The organism is Nonomuraea sp. 3-1Str, from assembly GCF_031570565.1.
GTDB lineage: Bacteria > Actinomycetota > Actinomycetes > Streptosporangiales > Streptosporangiaceae > Nonomuraea.
In genome coordinates this window covers 169,674-187,682 of record NZ_JALHBK010000016.1, presented here as the reverse complement: position 1 = coordinate 187,682, position 18,009 = coordinate 169,674, and the positions used below count along the sequence as shown (strand labels likewise).

20 protein-coding genes are annotated in these 18,009 nt (G+C 73.4%); 9 read left to right on the top strand and 11 right to left on the bottom strand.

What is annotated here, in order from left to right; all coding sequences use genetic code 11:
* Positions 1–141: 141 nt before the first annotated feature.
* Complete coding sequence (locus MTP10_RS25255) at positions 142–1,152, bottom strand: LacI family DNA-binding transcriptional regulator (RefSeq protein ID WP_310712128.1); 1,011 nt, start codon at positions 1,150–1,152, stop codon at positions 142–144.
* 273 nt (positions 1,153–1,425) lie between these two features.
* On the opposite strand from MTP10_RS25255, the gene MTP10_RS25250 reads away from it, so the two are divergent.
* The 4 genes from MTP10_RS25250 (at position 1,426) to MTP10_RS25235 (ending at position 6,200) form a co-directional block, all read left to right on the top strand.
* A complete protein-coding gene (locus MTP10_RS25250; RefSeq protein ID WP_310712127.1) occupies positions 1,426–3,768 on the top strand; it encodes a glycoside hydrolase family 3 N-terminal domain-containing protein in 2,343 nt (780 codons plus the stop codon).
* The gene (locus tag MTP10_RS25245) at positions 3,765–4,886 is read left to right on the top strand and encodes a Gfo/Idh/MocA family oxidoreductase (protein ID WP_310712126.1); all 1,122 of its coding nucleotides are present in this window, start codon (positions 3,765–3,767) and stop codon (positions 4,884–4,886) included. Before MTP10_RS25250 ends, MTP10_RS25245 begins: the two co-directional genes overlap by 4 nt.
* Positions 4,883–5,842 (top strand): PmoA family protein, encoded by a 960-nt coding sequence (locus tag MTP10_RS25240; RefSeq protein ID WP_310712125.1) that lies wholly within the window; start codon positions 4,883–4,885, stop codon positions 5,840–5,842. Before MTP10_RS25245 ends, MTP10_RS25240 begins: the two co-directional genes overlap by 4 nt.
* Before the next feature lie 112 nt (positions 5,843–5,954).
* Positions 5,955–6,200 carry a Beta-galactosidase C-terminal domain gene (locus MTP10_RS25235; protein ID WP_310712124.1) on the top strand — a complete coding sequence of 82 codons (246 nt, stop codon included), beginning with the start codon at positions 5,955–5,957 and terminating at the stop codon, positions 6,198–6,200.
* A gap of 15 nt (positions 6,201–6,215) precedes the next feature.
* Here MTP10_RS25235 and MTP10_RS25230 read toward each other — a convergent pair whose 3' ends face one another.
* The gene (locus MTP10_RS25230; protein WP_310712122.1) at positions 6,216–7,214 is read right to left on the bottom strand and encodes a zinc-dependent alcohol dehydrogenase family protein; all 999 of its coding nucleotides are present in this window, start codon (positions 7,212–7,214) and stop codon (positions 6,216–6,218) included.
* Between the two features lie 93 nt (positions 7,215–7,307).
* Here MTP10_RS25230 and MTP10_RS25225 point away from each other — a divergent pair, with 93 nt between their 5' ends.
* The gene (locus MTP10_RS25225; RefSeq protein WP_310712121.1) at positions 7,308–7,625 is read left to right on the top strand and encodes a helix-turn-helix transcriptional regulator; all 318 of its coding nucleotides are present in this window, start codon (positions 7,308–7,310) and stop codon (positions 7,623–7,625) included.
* Positions 7,626–7,750: 125 nt separating this feature from the next.
* A complete protein-coding gene (locus MTP10_RS25220; protein ID WP_310712120.1) occupies positions 7,751–8,575 on the top strand; it encodes a PIG-L family deacetylase in 825 nt (274 codons plus the stop codon).
* 40 nt (positions 8,576–8,615) lie between these two features.
* On the opposite strand, the gene MTP10_RS25215 is transcribed toward MTP10_RS25220, so the two are convergent.
* Positions 8,616–9,302, bottom strand: coding sequence for an SDR family oxidoreductase (locus MTP10_RS25215; protein WP_310712119.1), 687 nt, complete (start codon positions 9,300–9,302; stop codon positions 8,616–8,618).
* Between the two features lie 79 nt (positions 9,303–9,381).
* Here MTP10_RS25215 and MTP10_RS25210 point away from each other — a divergent pair, with 79 nt between their 5' ends.
* Positions 9,382–9,957 carry a TetR/AcrR family transcriptional regulator gene (locus MTP10_RS25210; RefSeq protein WP_310712118.1) on the top strand — a complete coding sequence of 192 codons (576 nt, stop codon included), beginning with the start codon at positions 9,382–9,384 and terminating at the stop codon, positions 9,955–9,957.
* Between the two features lie 14 nt (positions 9,958–9,971).
* Here the strand turns inward: MTP10_RS25210 and MTP10_RS25205 are convergent, their stop codons facing one another.
* From MTP10_RS25205 to MTP10_RS25185, 5 genes are read right to left on the bottom strand one after another with little or no spacing between them, the layout of a single operon-like run.
* Entirely contained in the window at positions 9,972–10,487 is a 516-nt protein-coding gene (locus tag MTP10_RS25205) for a hypothetical protein (protein ID WP_310712116.1), read from the bottom strand.
* Position 10,488: 1 nt separating this feature from the next.
* Positions 10,489–11,502: a LacI family DNA-binding transcriptional regulator gene (locus MTP10_RS25200; protein ID WP_310712115.1), complete on the bottom strand. Its 1,014-nt coding sequence runs from the start codon at positions 11,500–11,502 to the stop codon at positions 10,489–10,491.
* A gap of 19 nt (positions 11,503–11,521) precedes the next feature.
* Positions 11,522–12,331, bottom strand: coding sequence for an ATP-binding cassette domain-containing protein (locus tag MTP10_RS25195; protein WP_310712114.1), 810 nt, complete (start codon positions 12,329–12,331; stop codon positions 11,522–11,524).
* Positions 12,328–13,299, bottom strand: coding sequence for an ABC transporter permease (locus MTP10_RS25190; protein ID WP_310712113.1), 972 nt, complete (start codon positions 13,297–13,299; stop codon positions 12,328–12,330). The genes MTP10_RS25195 and MTP10_RS25190 overlap by 4 nt, the downstream gene beginning before the upstream one ends.
* 1 nt (position 13,300) lies before the next feature.
* Positions 13,301–14,290 (bottom strand): sugar ABC transporter substrate-binding protein, encoded by a 990-nt coding sequence (locus MTP10_RS25185; protein WP_310712112.1) that lies wholly within the window; start codon positions 14,288–14,290, stop codon positions 13,301–13,303.
* A 203-nt stretch (positions 14,291–14,493) separates the two neighbouring features.
* Between MTP10_RS25185 and MTP10_RS25180 the strand changes: the two genes are divergently transcribed.
* The gene (locus MTP10_RS25180) at positions 14,494–15,474 is read left to right on the top strand and encodes a carbohydrate kinase (protein ID WP_310712111.1); all 981 of its coding nucleotides are present in this window, start codon (positions 14,494–14,496) and stop codon (positions 15,472–15,474) included.
* A gap of 68 nt (positions 15,475–15,542) precedes the next feature.
* The gene (locus MTP10_RS25175) at positions 15,543–15,959 is read left to right on the top strand and encodes an SRPBCC family protein (RefSeq protein WP_310712110.1); all 417 of its coding nucleotides are present in this window, start codon (positions 15,543–15,545) and stop codon (positions 15,957–15,959) included.
* A gap of 65 nt (positions 15,960–16,024) precedes the next feature.
* Here MTP10_RS25175 and MTP10_RS25170 read toward each other — a convergent pair whose 3' ends face one another.
* The 3 genes from MTP10_RS25170 to MTP10_RS25160 all read right to left on the bottom strand — a co-directional run bounded on the left by MTP10_RS25170 (position 16,025) and on the right by MTP10_RS25160 (position 17,944).
* Positions 16,025–16,393 carry a hypothetical protein gene (locus MTP10_RS25170; protein ID WP_310712109.1) on the bottom strand — a complete coding sequence of 123 codons (369 nt, stop codon included), beginning with the start codon at positions 16,391–16,393 and terminating at the stop codon, positions 16,025–16,027.
* Positions 16,394–16,665: 272 nt separating this feature from the next.
* Entirely contained in the window at positions 16,666–17,187 is a 522-nt protein-coding gene (locus MTP10_RS25165) for a DUF6328 family protein (RefSeq protein WP_310712108.1), read from the bottom strand.
* Positions 17,188–17,338: 151 nt separating this feature from the next.
* Complete coding sequence (locus tag MTP10_RS25160; RefSeq protein WP_310712107.1) at positions 17,339–17,944, bottom strand: hypothetical protein; 606 nt, start codon at positions 17,942–17,944, stop codon at positions 17,339–17,341.
* Between the last annotated feature and the right edge of the window lie 65 nt (positions 17,945–18,009).

Here is an 18,009-nt window from a genome sequence, read left to right as displayed (position 1 = left end):
CGCTGCCGCCGATCACCACGTACGCCTCGGTGGAGGCGGTGTGCAGGTGCGGCGTGCCGCCCGCCAGGCCGTCGGCCGCGCAGACGCCGGAGTAGACCGACAACCGGCTGACCGACGTGCCGCCGGGAAAGCTCCCCTGGTTCAGCTCACGCATCGTGTGGTGCTCCCTCGGACGACCAGACTGGTGGCGAGCTCGATCCGGGTACCGGTGGACTCGCCGGGATGGGACAGCTCGTCCGCCACGAGCCGGATGGCCTCGTTGGCCATGTCGCCGAGCGGCTGGCGGACGGTGGTGAGCGCGGGCGACATGGTCTCGCAGAGCGGGGCGTCGTCGAAGCCCACGACCGACAGGTCGCCGGGCACCCGGATGCCGCGCTCGGCCGCCGCCTGGTAGACGCCTGCGGCCTGCAGGTCGGAGCCGGCGAAGACGGCGGTGGGCGGGTCGGGCAGGTCGAGCAGCTCGCCCCCGCGTTCCTTGCCGCCGCCGATGAGGAAGTCCCCGAAGCGGGTCAGCGCGGGGTCGGGCTCGATGCCGAACGTGCGGTGCGCGGCGAGGTAGCCCTCATGCCGGTCGAGCGTGCACTGCGTGTCGCGCGGGCCGCCGATGAAGCCGATGCGGGTGTGCCCCAGCTCCAGCAGGTGGGTGGCCGCCATGACGCCGCCGGACCAGTTGGTGGCGCCGACCGTCGAGAGCCGGGGGTCGCGCCGGCCGACGGGGTCGAGCAGCACCAGGGGCACGTGCAGCAGCTCCTGGATGGCCGCGACCTCCTCCTGGCCGGCCCGCCACAGCACGAGCACGATCCCGTCGGTGCCGCGTTTGCGCAGGACGCCGAGCCACTGGCGCAGGTCGAAGTCGGGCCGGCCGGAGGAGGTGATGACCAGGGAGAACCCCCAGCGCGCCGCGGCCCGCTCGGCGCCGCTGATCAGAACCTGCGCCCACGGCGAGCCGAGGCCGTCGATGAGCAGGTCCACGAGGCCCACGCGGGGCGCGCCGGCCGGGCGGAGCGCCTCGTACCCGAGGGTCCGTACGGCTTCGAGGACCTTCTCGCGCGTGGCGGCCGAGACGTGCTTCTTGCCGCTGAGCACCTTGGAGACGGTCGGCACCGAGACGTCGGCGGCGGCGGCGACGTCGGCGAGCGTGGCTCGTGACACGGGACCTCCTGTGACCGTTGGCGCGCTCTCCGGCGGTCGCCATCGATACGCAACTTTCCGGAAAATCCGTCGAGCGAGGTCGCCCCGCCGATCGCGGCTGATCAGGCAGGACTGCGAGAGATCGGGCTATTGACATGCTTACAGGCCGGAGCCTAGCGTAACGATACGGCAATGTCACGGTAACTTTTTCCGAAAGTCAACCGGAAAATTGCCGATCTCTCCCTTTCTCTCCGCGCCTGATCGGAGATGCCGACCACATGAGGATGGACGCCGGTGGAAGCTGAGCCGCACAGCCCGGAGAGCCGCCGGGCGCGGCGGGTCGACGACCTGGTGGCCGGTCTGTCGCTGGACGAGAAGCTCGCGCAGCTCGTCGGCGTATGGCTGAACGTCGACCGCGAGGAGGGGGTCGTCGCCCCGCTCCAGGACGCGATGCAGGGAGAGGACGTCGAGTTCGAGACGTTCGCGCGCCACGGCCTCGGGCACGTCACCCGCCACTACGGCACCCGGCCCGTCGATCCGCGGTGGGCGAGCACGCTGCTGGCCGAGCGGCAGCGCTGGCTGATGGACCACACCCGGCCGGGCATCCCGGCCCTGGCCCACGAGGAGTGCCTGACCGGCCTGGCCGCCTGGCGGGCCACCACCTATCCGGCGCCGCCCGCGTGGGGGGCGTCGTTCGACCCCGTCCTGGTGGAGCGGATGGCCCGGCGGATCGGCGAGGGCATGGCGGCGCTGGGCGTCCACCAGGGCCTCGCCCCGGTCCTCGACGTCATCCGCGACCAGCGGTGGGGGCGGGTCGAGGAGTGCGTGTCCGAGGACCCGTACGAGGTGGCGGTCGTCGGCGCGGCGTACGTGCGGGGGCTCCAGTCGGCCGGGGTGATCGCGACGCTCAAGCACTTCGTCGGCTACAGCAACTCGCGCGCCGGCCGCAACCTCGCGCCGGTCCACGCGGGCCCGCGCGAGGTGGCGGACACGCTGCTGTTCCCGTTCGAGGTGGCGGTGCGTGACGCGGGCGCCGGCTCGGTCATGCATTCGTACGCGGAGATCGACGGAGTGCCGGTCGCCGCCGATCCCACGTACCTGACGGATCTGCTGCGCGGCGCGTGGGGGTTCGAGGGCACGGTCGTCGCGGACTACTTCGGGGTGGCGTTCCTGCACACCCTGCACGCCGTGGCGGAGGACGCCGGGGACGCGGCCGGGCAGGCGCTCACCGCCGGGGTCGACGTGGAGCTGCCCACCGGCGTGGCCTATTTGGAGCCGCTGAAGGAGGCCGTGCGGTCCGGGCGGGTCTCGGAGGACCTGGTGGACCGGGCGCTGCGCCGCGTGCTCACCCAGAAGGCCGCGCTGGGGCTGCTGGACGAGGACTACGAGCCGGTCCCGTCCGGCCCCGTGGACCTCGACCCGCCCGAGTCGCGGGAGGTGGCGCGCCGGCTCGCCGAGGAGTCGGTCGTGCTGCTCGCCAACGACGGCGTGCTGCCGCTCGGCGACGCCGCGGGCAGGCGGGTGGCGGTCCTCGGGCCGAACGCCAACAGCGTCGCGGCGCTGTTCGGCTGCTACGCGTTCGTCAACCACGTGCTGCCCCAGTTCCCCGAGGTGGAGGCCGGCATCGAGGCGCCCACGCTGCTCGCCGCGCTGCTCGCCGAGCTGCCGGACGCCGAGGTGGCCCACGAGCGGGGCACGGGCGTGGACGACGGCGACCGCGCCGGCATCCCCGCCGCCGCCCGGCTGGCCGCCTCCTCCGACGTGGCGGTCCTCGTGCTGGGCGACCGGTCGGGGCTGTTCGGCCGGGGCACCTCCGGCGAGGGCTGCGACGTGGAGGCGCTGGACCTGCCGGGCGCCCAGGCGGAGCTGGCGCGGGCCGTGCTCGCGACCGGGACGCCGACGGTGGTGGTGCTCCTGACCGGCCGGGCGTACGCGGTGCCGGACGTGCTGAAGCGGGCCGCCGCCGTGGTGCAGGCGTTCTTCCCCGGCGAGGAGGGCGCGGGGGCCGTCGCCCGCGTGATCAGCGGCGCGGTCAACCCCTCCGGCCGGCTCCCGATGAGCATGCCGCGCTCGCCGTCGGGCCAGCCGTACAGCTACCTGCACCCGCGGCTCGGCGCGGCAAGCTCGGTCAGCAACATCGACCCCGCGCCCGCGCTGCCCTTCGGCCACGGCCTGAGCTACACGCGCTTCGCCTACGCGGACCCGGCCGCCGACGAGACCGTGCCGGCCGGCGGGTCCATCCGCTGCGCGGTGACCGTCCGCAACGCGGGCGAGCGGCCGGGCGCGGAGGTCGTGCAGGTGTACGCCTCCGACACGATCGCCTCGGTCACCCGGCCGCTCGCCCAGCTCGTCGGGTTCGCCCGGGTCGAGCTGGCGCCGGGCCAGGCCGCGCGGGTGGCCTTCGACGTGCCGCCGCGGCTGCTCTCGTTCACCGGCCGGGACGGGCGGCGGGTCGTCGAGCCCGGCGAGGTGGTGCTGTCGGTCCGCCGCTCGGCCGCCGACGTGGTCGCGGAGCTGCCGGTGACGATCACGGGCCCCGTGTACGAGGTCACCGGCGCCGAGCGGCGGCTCACCGAGGTGAGCGTGCACGTCGAGCCCGTCCCCACCCGGCAAGGCCAGGAAGAGGAGCATTCATGACCCCGCACTCCGGGCCGGCCCGGATCGCCATCGTCGGCAGCGGCGGCATCGCCGGCGTGCAGGCCGACGACCTCGCCCGCATGGACGGCGCCGCCGAGCTGGTCGCGGCGGTGGACGTGGACGCCGACCGCGTCGCCGCGTTCGCCCGCACGTGGGACATCCCCCGCGCGTACACGCGGCTGGAGGATCTGCTGCAGGACGCCGAGTGCGACGTCGTCCACCTGTGCTCCCCGCCCGCGCTGCACCGCGAGCAGGCGATCGCCGTCCTGGAGCGCGGCTGGTCGGTGCTGTCGGAGAAGCCGCCGGCGCTGTCGCTGCGCGAGTTCGACGAGATCACGGCGGCCGAGGCCCGCAGCCCCGGCTTCTTCGCCACCGTCTCGCAGCACCGCTTCGGCGGGCGGGCCGTGGCCGTGCGCGAGGCGATCGCCCGCGGCGAGTACGGCCCGCTGCGCCTGGCGCTGTGCGACACGCTCTGGTTCCGCCCGGACTCCTACTTCGAGGTGCCGTGGCGCGGCACCTGGGAATCGGAGGGCGGCGGCCCGACGCTCGGGCACGGCATCCACCAGATGGACCTCCTGCTGTCGCTGGCCGGCCCCTGGGCCTCGGTCCGCGCCGTCGCCGAGCGCAAGGCGCGCGCCACGGACACCGAGGACCTGTCGGTGGCGACGGTGACGCTGGAGAGCGGCGCGACCGTGGTGGCCGTCAACAGCCTGCTGTCCGCGCGGGAGACCAGCCACCTGCGCTTCGACTTCGAGCGGGCCACGGTCGAGCTGGAGCACCTGTACGGCTACGGCGACGACGCGTGGCGCCTCACCCCCGCCCCCGGCGGGGACCCCGAGGTGGCCGCCCGCTGGAAGGCGCTGCCGGAGGGCCGGCCCTCCGGGCACTCCGCCCAGTTCGAGGCCGTGATCGACGCGCTGCGCACCGGCGCGGCGCCGCCGGTCGCCTCCGTCGACGCCCGGCAGACCCTGGAGCTCATCGCCGCGATCTACGCCTCCGCCTTCACCGGCGAGGAGGTCGCCCGCGGCCAGATCACCGAAGGCTCGCCGTTCCACGCTTCGATGGGCGGCGGCCGAGTCCCCTGGCTCACCCGACCCGACGAAAGGCAAGGACGTTGACCGTCACCGAGCCCGCGAACCGGCTCCAGATCACCGACGAGCACGACCGCTCCCTGCGGCTGACCGCCGGAGGCGTCGAGCTGTTCCGGTACGTCTACGGACCGTGGGACGCCCGGCTGGAGTCGCCCCGGCCGTACTTCCACCCGCTGCGCACGCTGTCCGGCCGGACCGTGTCGCTCTACCGGCCGTGGGACCACGTCTGGCACAAGGGCATCGCCTGGTCGCTGCCGAACGTGGGCGCGCAGAACTTCTGGGGCGGCCCCACCTACTACCGCGACCGCGGCTACGCCCAGGAGGACAACAACGGCTCCACCGTCCACACCGGTTTCACCTCGATCGAGACGGCCGTCGAGACCGGCCGGGACCGCGTCGCCGTCGGCGAGACGCTGGACTGGGTGGCGAGCACCGGCGACACGTGGTTCACCGAGCGGCGCGCGTTCGCCGCGACCGTGGACGAGGCGCAGGGCACCTGGACGCTCGCCTACGCCACCGCGTTCACCAACGTCTCCGGCGCGACCGTGCCGATCGGCAGCCCCACGACCGAGGGGCGGCCCAACGCCGGCTACGGCGGTCTGTTCTGGCGGGGACCGCGCTCGTTCAGCGGCGGCCGCGTCTACATGGACGGCCGCACGGGCGGCGACGAGATGATGGGCGAGCGCGGCGGATGGCTCGCCTACGCGGGCGACCACGACGAGACGGGCGGCAGCTCGACGCTCGTCTTCACCGACGACACGCCCGAGACCGGTGAGGAGGCGGTGCGGTGGTTCGTGCGCACCGGCGTCTTCGCCTGCGTCTGCCCCGCGCCGTTCTTCGACACCGTCCGGCCGGTCGAGCCCGGCCAGTCCCTGAGCTTCCGCCACACGGTCACCTTCGCCGACGGCGACACCGGCCCCGGCGGCGCCGAAAGCCTGGCCAAGGCCGCCGCCGGCGCCGCCGCCACGCTCCCCCTGCCCTGACCGGTCCCCTCCCCCGACCGGCTGTTCTCCGGCTCGCCGGAGTACTGGCGCAGCGGCATCACCACCGGAGCACCACGTCGCGACGCTGCTGGAGCGGGCGGCCTTCGACGCGGTGGTGCTCGACGCGGTGCGGCAGGCCGGCGTGGCGAACCGCTTCGAGGGCGTCCCCGCGTACGTGGAGTGCGCGGTGCGCGCGGACGGGGAGCACGAGTACGTGTTCCTCCTCAACCACGACGCCGAGCGCGGCGCGACCGTGCCCGTGGACGGGACGGACCTGCTCACGGGGGCGGCGGTGGGCGGCGAGGTCGAGCTGGCGCCGCTGGGCGCGGCCGTGGTCCGCCGTCCCCTGGCGGGCTAGCTAGCTCCCGCCTGGTCAGCGAGCCGTGGTCACCACGATCTTGCCGAACTGGGCGCCGGACTCCATGTGCCGGTGCGCCTCCACGATCTCCTCCAGCGGGAAGAGCCGGTCGACGACCGGGCGGAGGGTGCCGGCACGCAGGCCCGAGGTGATGAACGCCACCGCGCGACGCAGCCGCGCGGGGTCCCGGGTGATTTCGAGCATCGTGTACGTGCGCATGTTGAGGGCGGGCATGCCCAGGTCGAACGCGGGATACGGCGTCGGCTGCCCGCTCTGCGCGCCCCACAGGAACAGCGTCCCGCCGGGGGCCACGGCCCTGGCCAGCTCGCTCACGCCCGGTCCGGCGACGGCGTCGAAGACGTACTCGGCGCCCCGGCCGCCGGTCAGCTCCAGGATCCGTCCGGCGACGTCCTCCTCCTCGGCGACGATCACCTCGGCCGCGCCCTCGTCGAGCAGCCGCCGCTTCTTGGCGGAGGTGCGGGTGACAGCGACCGGCGTCGCGCCCAGGCGGCCGGCCGTGTGGATCGCGGCCACACCGACGCTGCTGGAGGCCGCGGTCAGCACGACCGTGTCGCCCGCCCGCACGCCGCCCACCTCGGCCATCGCCCCGTAGGCCGTGAGATGGGGCATCCACACCGCCGCGCCGGCCACCGCGTCCACGCCGTCGGGGCGGGGCACGAGCGCGCTCGCCGGCACGACGGCCCGCTCGGCGTACACGCCGTAGTCGTTGTGCGAGAAGGACGGCAGGACGCTGACCGCCTGCCCCTCCCCGAACCCGGTCACGTCCGGGCCGACCGCCTCGATCACCCCGGCCGCCTCGTTGCCGAGCCCGGAGGGGAGCCGCTTGACCGGCTGGATGTACCGGCCGCTCCGGAACAGCGCCTCGGCCCTGTTGAGCCCGATCGCCTCCACCCGGATCCGCACCTCGCCCGGCCCCGGCTCCCCCGGCTCAAGGTCCTCCAGCCGCAGCACCTCGGGCCCGCCGAGCTCGTGGAAGCGCACCGTCCTGGCCATGTCCTCGTCCTCTCGTCACTCCTGTACGGGAGTCACTGTGGGCCATAAGTACGATGACTGTCAAACTTTGATGGGTGTCGTACCATGGGGTCCATGGGACGCACACCGCCGCATCCGGACGTGTCGCAGGTCGAGCTCCAGCAGGTGCTGGAGGCCCTCGTCGACCCGGTACGCCGCAGCATCGTCACGCAGCTCGACGCCGCCGGCCGGGACCTCGCCTGCGGCACCTTCGACATGGCGGTCAGCAAGTCCACCGCCACCCACCACTTCAAGGTGCTGCGCGAGGCGGGCCTCATCCGGCAGTACTACGTGGGGACGTCCCGGATGAACGCCCTGCGCCGCGCCGAGATGGACGAGGCGTTCCCCGGCCTGCTCGACGCCCTGACCGTGCGCCAGGCCGCCCGGCTCTGACGGAGGCCCGCACGGCTCTGACGGGGGCCCGCACGGCCGGCGGGTCCCGCACCCCGCATCCCGCCGTCCGCCGGCCACAGGTTGCCGGCCACAGGTTGTCGGCGCCGGAGAGTAGGGTCGCTCCCATGGATCGGCAACTCACCCTCATGGCCGTGCACGCCCACCCCGACGACGAGTGCCTGAGCACCGGCGGCATCCTCGCCCGCTACACCGACGAGGGCATCCGCACCGTCCTGGTCACCTGTACCAACGGCGAGCAGGGCGACGGCCCGGGCGGCGTCAAGCCGGGCGACCCCGGCCACGACGACGCGGCGGTGGCCGAGCGGCGGCTGGCGGAGCTGCGCGAGTCCGTGGCCCACCTCGGCATCGACCATCTGGAGCTGCTCGGCTACCGCGACTCCGGCATGGAGGGCTGGGAGGCCAACCGGCACCCCGAGGCGTTCGCCAACGTCCCGGTCGAGGCCGCCGCGTCCCGGCTGGCCGAGCTGATCGAGCGCTACCGGCCGCAGGTCGTCGTGACGTACGACGAGACGGGCGGCAGCGGCTACAACCACCCGGACCACGTGCAGACCCACCGCGTCGCCGTCGCGGCCGTCGAGGCGACGGGCATCCCCGACAAGCTCTACTACACGGCGATCCCCCGCGCCTCGATCCGGCGGATGTTCGAGATGATGGCCGAGAGCGGGCTCGACCTCGGCGACTTCCGGCCCTCCGACGACTTCGGCACCCCGGACGAGCTGGTGACGACCGTCGTCGAGGTCGCGCCGTACGTCGAGCGCAAGCTCAAGGCGCTGCGGGCGCACGAGAGCCAGGGCGACAACATCTTCCTGCTCAACATGCCGGAGCAGACGCAGCAGGAGGCGTTCTCGCACGAGGCGTTCACCCGCGTCCAGAGCCGGGTCGACGCCCCGGACCAGGAGGACGACCTCTTCGCCGGCCTCCGCCCGTAACACCTCTTCCGGGGGGAGCGCGCTCCCCCCGGAAGAAGGGTCAGGCGACGGTGAAGCCGCCGTCCACCGGCAGGATCGTGCCCGTCACGTACGTCGCGTCGATGAGGTAGCGGATGGCCGCGGCGACGTCGTCCGGACGGCCCACCCGCTTGGCCGGCAGCCCGCTCGCCATCGCCTCGAACTGCGCCGCCCGCGCCTCCTCCGGCAGGAAGCCCCACCAAGGCGTGTCGATGACGCCGGGCGACACGACGTTGACCCGGACCGGGGCCAGCTCGGCGGCCAGCGGCGGCACCATCCGCTCGATCGCCCCGTTGACCGCGGCCAGCGTCACCGTGCCCGGCAGCGCCGCCCGCGCGCTGGCCGCGGAGATGAACACGATCGACCCTGTCACCGTGGCGTGCCGCACCGCGGACAGGTAGGCGAACAGCTTGCCCTCGAAGGCCGAGCGGACGTCGTCGGCCCCTGTCTCGGTGGCCGGCCGCATGCCGCCCCCACCCGAGCTGAACGCCAGCACGAGGTGGTCCACCGGGCCGGTCCGCTCGAAGAACGCCGCGACCTGCTCCTCGTCCGTGCCGTCCACCGCCTCGGCCAGCGCCACCCGGTCCTTCACCGCGGCCAGCCGCTCCGGGTCGCGGCCGGTGACGATCACCTCGGCGCCGTCCGCCGCCAGCAGCTCCGCCGCGGCCAGGCCGATGCCCGACGTCCCACCCATGATCACAACGCGCATCGCGCACCCCTTTTCTAGACACAGCGTCTCGATATAGAAGAAGCGTAATCCGAGACATCGCGTCTTGTAAAGTGGCGTCATGACGGACCAGCGGAGCCGGGGACGGCCACGGAGTGAGGCGGCACGGCAGGCGATCCTCGCCGCGGCGATGCTCGACCTGGCGGAGCACGGCTACGCGGCGCTCACCATGCAGGGCATCGCCGCGCGCGCCGGCGTGGGCAAGCAGACGGTCTACCGCTGGTGGTCCTCCAAGGCCGACGTCGTGCTGGAAGCGCTGATCGACCGCGCCGAGACCTCGATCACCCTCCCGGACGAGGGCACGCTGGCCGCCGACCTGGACGCGTTCATCGGCGCGACGTTCCGCGAGCGCGGCCTGCGCTCGGTGCTGACCGGCCTGATGGCGCAGGCGCTGCTCGACCCCGAGTTCGCCAAGGCGTTCCGCGACCGGTTCCTGTTCAGCCGCCGCGCCGCGCTGCGGCGGATCCTCGACCGCGCCGCCGCCCGCGGCGAGATCCCCCCGGACGTGGACCGGGAGCTGCTCATCGACGTGGTGTACGGCGTCCTGTGGTACCGGCTGATGCTGGACCACGCTCCTCTGGGGGAGGACGCGGGCCGGGAACTGACCGGCCTGCTCATACGCGCCGTCTCCCCCTGACCCACCCGCGACCGCTAACGGAGCGAGCGGATGGCCGCCAGCACCTCGTCGCGGCGCTCCGCCGCCTTCATCCAGGCGGGCAGCCGCTCCAGCATCGTCTGCGACCCCGCGGTCACCGGCCGCTCCCGCAGCGGCGCGGCCACGTACGCCTCCAGCACGTCCAGGTGCGCGAGGTTGTACGCCCACAGCACCCGGCCGCCGCGGCAGGATCGCCGCAGCCACAGCGGCAGCCCGAAGTACGGGTCTTCCGGGCCGCCCAGGCGCGGCACCACGTAGGGGCCGCCGGCGGTGAAGTACGCGTCGCCCCGGCCCGGCTCCCAGCGGCCCGGCGCCCAGTCGGCGACCCGCCCGCACCCGCCGCAGCTCAGCCGGTGCGGAGCCGTCAGCCATCCCACGGCGTGCGCGTGACGCTCACGGTGGCCGGGGTGGACCGCCACGCACGCGCGGCCGTCGCAGCGCGGGCAGCGCACGAGGATCTCGCGGGCGAAGTGCCACAGCCGCCACCCCTGGTCGCGGAACCGCCTGGACACGTCAGCGGGCCGGGGGCAGCTCGCCCGAGCCCCTGGCGATGAGCCGCGTCGGGATCAGCTCGCGGCGGGCCGCGCGCGAGGGCAGGCCGTCGAGGCGCGACAGCACCAGCTCCGCCGCCGCCGTGCCCAGCGCGGCCGGGTCCTGGGCGACGACCGTGAGCGGCGGCTCCAGCACCTCCGCCAGCGGCAGGTCGTCGAACCCGACCAGCGCCACGTCCCGCCGCCCCGCGCGGGCCAGGGCGACGACCGCCCCCATGGAGGCGAAGTTGTTGGCCGCGAACAGCGCCGTCGGCGGGGCGGGCAGCGCGAGCAGCCGCGCCACGGCCGCGCTGGCCGCCCCCTGGTCGTGGCCGCTCTCGACGAGCGCCCGGTCGAACGGCAGCCCCGCCGCCTCCAGCGCGTCGCGGTAGCCCTGGAAGCGCTCGCGCCGGGTGTAGAGGGCGGCGGGCAGGTCACCGACGAAGCCGATGCGGCGGTGCCCGTGGGCGACGAGGTGGGCGACCCCGTCCCGGGCGCCCTCGCGGTTGCCGCTGACCACGTGATCGGCGGCCATGCCGACGGCGGGCCGGTCGAGGAAGACGATGGGCAGCCCGGCGACCCGCTCGGCGCGCAGGTAGCGGTGGTCGCCGTCGGACGACGGCACCACCATGAGCCCGCTGACCCGCCGCGCCAGGAACGTGGCGATCAGGGACCGCTCCAGCTCGGCCGTCTCGCTGGAGGAGCCGACGATGAGGGTCAGGCCGCGCGGGCGGACGGCGCTCTCGACGCCGCCCGCGACGGTGCCGAAGAACGGGTTGCCCATCTCGGGGATGACCAGCCCGATCGCGGCGTCGCGCGCCCCGACCCGCATGTTGCGCGCCATGAGGTTGGGCTGGTAGCCGAGCTTGCGGACCGCCTCCATGACGCGCTCGCGCGTCTCGACCGCGACGGGCCCGTCGTCGTTGAGCACCCGCGACACGGTCTTGGCCGTGACACCCACCTCGCGGGCGACGTCTGCCATCGTGGGTCGCCGCATTCCGACCATGGTAGTGGCGTCAGGACAGGCCGATGGCCTCCGCGGCGTCCTGATCCGCGACCACCGCCTTGCCGTCGGAGACGGTCATCGCGCCGGTCATGATGGCCACGACCTCGGCCATGTTGTGGTCGCCCGGCTTGATCTGGGCGACCCGGCGGCCGAGCCGCTGGACGTGGATGCGGTCGGCGATCTCGAAGACGTGCGGCATGTTGTGGCTGATCAGGACGACCGGCGTGCCGCGGTCACGGACCCGCTTGATCATGTCGAGCACCTGGCCCGACTCCTTGACGCCGAGCGCGGCGGTGGGCTCGTCCATGACGACGACGTGCGAGGCCCAGGCCACCGCGCGGGCGACGGCCACGCCCTGCCGCTGCCCGCCGGACAGCGACTCGACGGGCTGGGTCAGGGAGCGCAGCCCGATCTTGAGGTTGGCCATGTGCTCGGCCGACTCCTCCCGCATGCGCTTCTTGTCGAGCATCCGGAACACCGTGCCGAGCGGCCCGCGCTTGCGCACCTCGCGGCCGAGGAACATGTTGGTGGCGATGTCGAGCGAGGCGGCGACCGCGAGGTCCTGGTAGACGGTCTCGATGCCGTGCCTGCGCGCTTCCAGGGGGTCGCGGAAGCGCACTGGCTCGCCGTCGAGAAGGATCTCCCCCTCGTCCGGCTGGAGGGCGCCGGTCAGCGCCTTGATGAGGCTGGTCTTGCCGGCGCCGTTGTCGCCGATGACCGCGAGCACCTCGCCGGGCATGAGCTCGAAGTCGGCGCCGTCCAGCGCCGTCACGTGGCCGTAGCGCTTGACCAGGCCGCGGGCCTGGAGCACGGGTGTCATCGGGTCCTCCTGCGGGAGAGCTGGTCGACGGTGACGGCGAGGATCACCAGGATGCCGGTGATGAGGGTCTGATAGATCGACGGTACGCCCATGAGCTGGAGGCCGTTGCGGAAGACGCCCACGATGAGGGCGCCGATCAGCGTGCCCAGCACGGTCCCGCGCCCGCCGAACAGGCTCGTGCCGCCGAGGACGACCGCGGTGATGCTGTCGAGGTTGTCGGTCTGGCCGGCCTGCGGGTCGCCGACCCCCGTACGGGACACCAGCAGCAGCGCCGCGATGCCGTACACGAGACCGGCCACCGTGTAGACGCCGACGAGGAGCCGGTTGGTGCGGATGCCGGTGAGGCGGGCCACCTCGGCGCTGTTGCCGAGCGCGTACACGTGACGGCCCCAGGCGGTCTGGCCGAGCAGGTAGGCGAACAGCAGGAACAGCACGATGGTGAGCAGCGACCCGTAGGTGACGTTGGTGCCGCCGATCCGGAAGGTCTGCCCGAGGTACGTCATCGCGGGCGGCAGGTTCGTGACCGTCTGGTCCTGCGAGTAGATGTGGGTCAGCGCGAACACCACGTTCAGCATGCCCAGTGTGACGATGAACGGCGGCAGGTTGATCTTCATCACCAGCAGGCCGTTGAGCAGGCCGAAGGCCGCGCACACGACCAGCCCGGCCGCGATCGCGAGCAGCGGCGGCAGCCCGCTGTCCACGGCCAGCTTGGTCATCACGATCCCGCCGAACGCCATGATGGCGCCGTTCGACAGGTCGATGCCCGCGGTCAGGATGATGAGGGTCTGGCCGATGGCCAGCGTGCCCACGACCATCACCTGCTGGATGATCAGCGAGAAGTTGCCGCCGGTCAGGAACTGGTCGCTCTTGAGGGAGAAGAACACGCACGCCAGCACGAGCGCCGCCAGGGGCCCCGCGGTGGGCGTGGACACGATGCGGCGCGTCAGCGTCGCCTGCATGACGGCCATGTCAGCCCCAGCAGTTCGCCAGGCCGAAGGCGGTGTCCTTGGCGTCGACGCCGGGGACCGCCTTGTCGGTGATCAGCGTGACGCCGGTGTCGGTGTAGCCGGAGGGCTTCTTGCCGCTCTTGGCGAACGCGGAGACGGCGTTGACGCCCTGCTCGGCCATCTTCAGCGGGTACTGCTGCGACGTCGCGGCGATCTGCCCGGCCTGGACGGCCTTGACGCCCGTGCAGCCGCCGTCGACGGAGACGACGAGCACGTCCTTGTCGCGGCCCTCGGCCTTGAGCGCGGTGTTGGCGCCGAGCGCGGCGGGCTCGTTGATGGTGTAGACGAGGTTGATGTCGGGCGCCTTCTGCAGGCAGTTCTCCATCGCGGTCTGACCCTTGGCCTGGTCACCGCGGGTGTCCTGCGAGCAGACGATCCGCGGGTCGCCCTGGGCGATGCCGAAGCCCTTCAGGAAGCCGTCGTGGCGGAGCTGGCCCACGGTGATGCCGGGCGCCAGGTCCAGGGTGGCGATCTTGACGGGCTTGCCGGCCATCGCCGCCTTGGCGTACTGGCCGATCAGCTCGCCGGCCTTGAGGTTGTCGGTGGCGAACAGCGCGTCCGTGGCGCTCTGCGGCTCGGTCGGCGTGTCGAGCGCGATCACGACGACACCGGCGTCCCTGGCCTTCTTGATGGCGGGGACGATGGCCTTGGTGTCGCTCGGGGTGATGAGGATGCCCTTGACGCCGGCGGCCACCATGTTCTCGATGGCGGTGATCTGGGAGGCGTTGTCCCCGTCGAACTTGCCGGCCGCCGTCATGAGCTCCATGCCGTCGGCCTTGGCGGCCTTCTCGGCGCCCTCCTTCATCTTCACGAAGAACGGGTTGGTCTCCGTCTTCGTGATGAGTCCGACCTTCGCGGCGCCGGCCTCCTGGCCGCCGCCCCCACTGTTGCCGCCGCATCCGGCTGCCAGCAGTGCGGCAGCCAGGAGACCGGCCGAGAGCCTTGCTTTCATGGTGGCTTCCTAACAGAGTGGTCTCGGTTTTCATCGTACTATCAGGGCTAACGCAATGTCATCGTTGACACATGTCAACGTTGACATTGGCTGTGTTGCGATGATGAACTCCGAGCCTGGAAACGTCAATGCTTTCGCCCCGTAACGAATCGGCAACACTGGGAGACGTGACCGGTCGGCACCGTGGCGGAAAGGAAGATCCGATGATCGCTGTCCTCGGCGAGTGCGTGGCCGACGCCTTCGCCGAACACGGGCCCGGCCCCGAGCGGCCGCAAGGGCCGGGGAGCCGGCCTGACGCTGCGGCCGGTGAGCTGACGCTGCGGGTGCACGCGGGCGGCGGCCCCGCCAACACGGCCGTGGCCCTGGCGCGGCTCGGCACGCCCACGAGGTTCCTGGGGCGACTGTCGGGCGACGTGTTCGGGCGGCTGTTCCGCGACCGGCTCGCCTCCTCGGGCGTCGACCTGACGGCGTGCGTGGACGCCGCCGAGCCGAGCACGCTCGCGGTCGCCTCGCTCGACGAGCGCGGCCAGGCCGCCTACGGCTTCCACGCCGAGGGCGCCGCCGACTGGGCGTGGACGTCCGCCGAGCTGGCCTCCCGCGACCTGGGCGGGGCGTCGTGCCTGCACACCGGCTCGCTGGCCCTGGTCAGGCAGCCGGGCCGCGACGCGGTCGAGGCGTTCGCGGCGGGGGCGGCGAGCCGCGGCGCGACCGTGTCGATCGACCCCAACGTCAGGCCGAGCCTGGCGCCGCGCGAGGCGTACGACGTGCCGCGCTGGTGCGCGTTCGCGGACATCCTCAAGCTGAGCGACGACGACCTCGCCTTCCTCGCCCCGGACGAGCCGGTGGAGCGGGTCTGCGACACCTGGCACGCCGCCGGGGCGCCGCTGGTCATCGTCACCCGGGGCGGCGCCGGGGCGCTCGTCTCGCTGAACGGCGCGCGGACGGAGGTCGCGGCGCCGCGGGTCACGGTCGTGGACACGGTCGGCGCGGGCGACGCGTTCACCGCCGGGCTGCTGCACCGGCTCGGCGACCGGGGCCTGCTGGGCGGCCGGCTGGACGGGCTGGACCTGGAGACGGCCGCCGACGCCGCCGCGTTCGCCGCCCGGGTGGCGGCCCTGACGTGCGCGGTCGCGGGCGCCGACCCGCCGTGGGCACGCGACCTGGACGACCGGGCGACCGCCTGAGGCCGCCCCGGCCACGTAGATCGTTTGCCCCCGCGGGCGGCGGGTAGGGCCGGGGCGGGGGTGTCGAGATGGCAGAGTACGAAGCGACGCGAGAGATGCCCGCGACCAGTGCGACGGTCTTCGAGGTGGCCTCCGACGTGGGGCTCGTCAACCAGTGGCTGCCGCACGGGCTGATCGTGCGCGACAGCGGCGCGGGCACCGTGGAGGCGGCCGGCGACGTGGTGCCGGGCGACGGCGAGCACGAGGGCCTGTTCGGCGCCTCGAAGGACCAGCTGCGCGTGGAGTGGGGCGGGCGCGACCACCCCGGCTACGCGGGCTGGCTGCAGGTCTCCGACCGGGGCGACGGCGCCAGCGAGGTCACCGTGCACATCTCGCTGCTCGACGAGCCCGAGGAGGAGACGTCGCAGGAGCGGCGCTCGGAGGTGCGGGGCATGCTGGACGAGTCGCTCGACCGGCTGGCCGGCGAGGTCGCCCGGCGCGCCTGAGCGCACCGGGCCGGCCCGGCCGTGGACCGCCGTTCACCGCCGTTCACCGCCACGAGGCCCTGTCGTCAGGCGTCCTCGCGGTCCGGGTTCTCCAGGCGGAAGAAGTTGCTCTCCTTGCCGTCCTTCGTGTGCTCCTGGTAGATGAAGTTCAGCTTCCGCTCGTCGAACGTCCTGAACCAGTCGTCCCAGGAGATCTCCTGGAGGTCGCCGCCGCCGTAGCCGGGGAAGTCGAACCTGAGCACGCCGGGGTGTCCCTCGTGCTCCGTGCCCGGCACCGTGGAGGGACGGGCCTTGCGGTGCTCGGCCCACTGGCGGATCACGTCGTGGTCGGTGGTGACGAGGCTGCGGCCGGGCCTCTCCTCGTGCTCCTCCGTCGAGTCGATGTGCTGCTGGTACTTGTGCTCACCCTCGACGGGCCGGTTCTGCTCTGCCACGATTCCCCCCGGTGTGTTTCCCCTGGTGACAGGTGCTTCCGGGTCCGTTACCCCGCATCCCGTACGGCATGCGTCACGGGCCGGGAGCCCCGGTGGCGACCCGGGAGCCTCGGGGGGAGGCGTGGGTCCTCAGGGGGAAGGCGTGGGGGCCGCCGCCGCGCCGGCCCGGGGCACGGCGGCTGGGCCACCCTCGGCTCGTCTCGCCGCCGGCCGCGGTGAGCGGGGGCGCGCAAGACGCGTCCTCCCCCTTATACGGTGCCGCGGGCCGTTCGTCATCCCCCGGTGCGCCTGCGCGAGGGCGTGTCGCCGGGACTGCCGGCGTCGCCGGCGTCCTCCGCCGCCCGGGACCGGTCGAGCGCCGGCTGCCCGAACCACGCCCACACCGCCAGCAGCGCGACGGCCCCGGCCGTGACCATCCCGAGCGCGCTGTGGAACAGGAAGTCCACCACCAGCATGGTCGCCGCGGTCATCGACACGGCCAGCGCCAGCGCACCGGCGATCCCGTACGCGTTGGAGCGCCGCACGAGCGTCTCCTTCAGCCCCTGCCGGAACAGCACCCGGTGCTGCGTCGCCGGCGCGATGTAACAGATGGACGCGACGGCCGCGCTGACCAGCGCCACGTAGAACAGCCGCCGGTCGCCCTCCCCGAGCCGGACGAACCCCGGCGAGAACGGCACCGTGAGCAGGAAGGCGAACAGCACCTGGACCCCGGTCACCGCCACGCGAGCGCCCTGCAGCAACTCGACGAAGTTGCGGTCGGCGCGCTCCTTCCCGGACTCCAACTCCTGATCCACCTGGGCCGCCCTTCCACCTCTTGCCGTCACGCGGACGTTCTTCACTGACCTCGCGCCTCGTCTTTCCGGGCGCGGGGCGGCGAAACCTCCTCCGCGGGCGGCGGAGACGGCGCGGCGGGCGAAGCCGCTGATCAAGGACCGGACGGCGGGGTCAGGGCGAGTAGAACCAGGGCTCGCGCAGGTCGTGGTAGACCGGCGCGCCCTCGAACTGCCCCATCAGCTCCTCGAACGCCTCGCGCAGCCGCGCCGGCGGCTCCTTGCTCTCCCCCTGCCGCGCCTCCTCCTCGGAGCTGAAGTACGCGGTCTCGACGTACCCGCCGTCGGCGGACACGGCCGCCAGCCCGCCGATGAGGTCGGGCCGGCACCCGTCGAGGTCCGGCTCGCTGCGGCGCAGCACCTCCCGCACGCGCTCCGGCTCGCGGACCCGCCCCTCGATCACCTGGACGAACCCGGCCGAGTCGGACCCTCCGCGCAGGTACACGTCCACCTGGTCACAGTCGTGGAAGGCCACCTCGCCGGAGAACAGCTTGGCGGTCTCCATCCACCACTGGGTCTGCTCGGGCCGGTCGGAGTTGCGCCGCGCCTCCTCCCGCGACTCGAACCGGGCCACGGCCACCAGCGTGCCGTCGGCGGTCACGCCGGCGGTGGTGCCGAGCCAGCCGTGCGAGCCGGGTGCCAGATCGCGGGCCCACCGGTCCAGCGCCTGGCGGGCCTCGGTCACGTCGGCCACCCGCCCCTGGAAGACCTGGACGAACATCGCCGCCTCCCCTCTCCGGACTCCCTCGCCTGTCCCCCACCACGCTAGGAGCGCCCGCCTGGCGG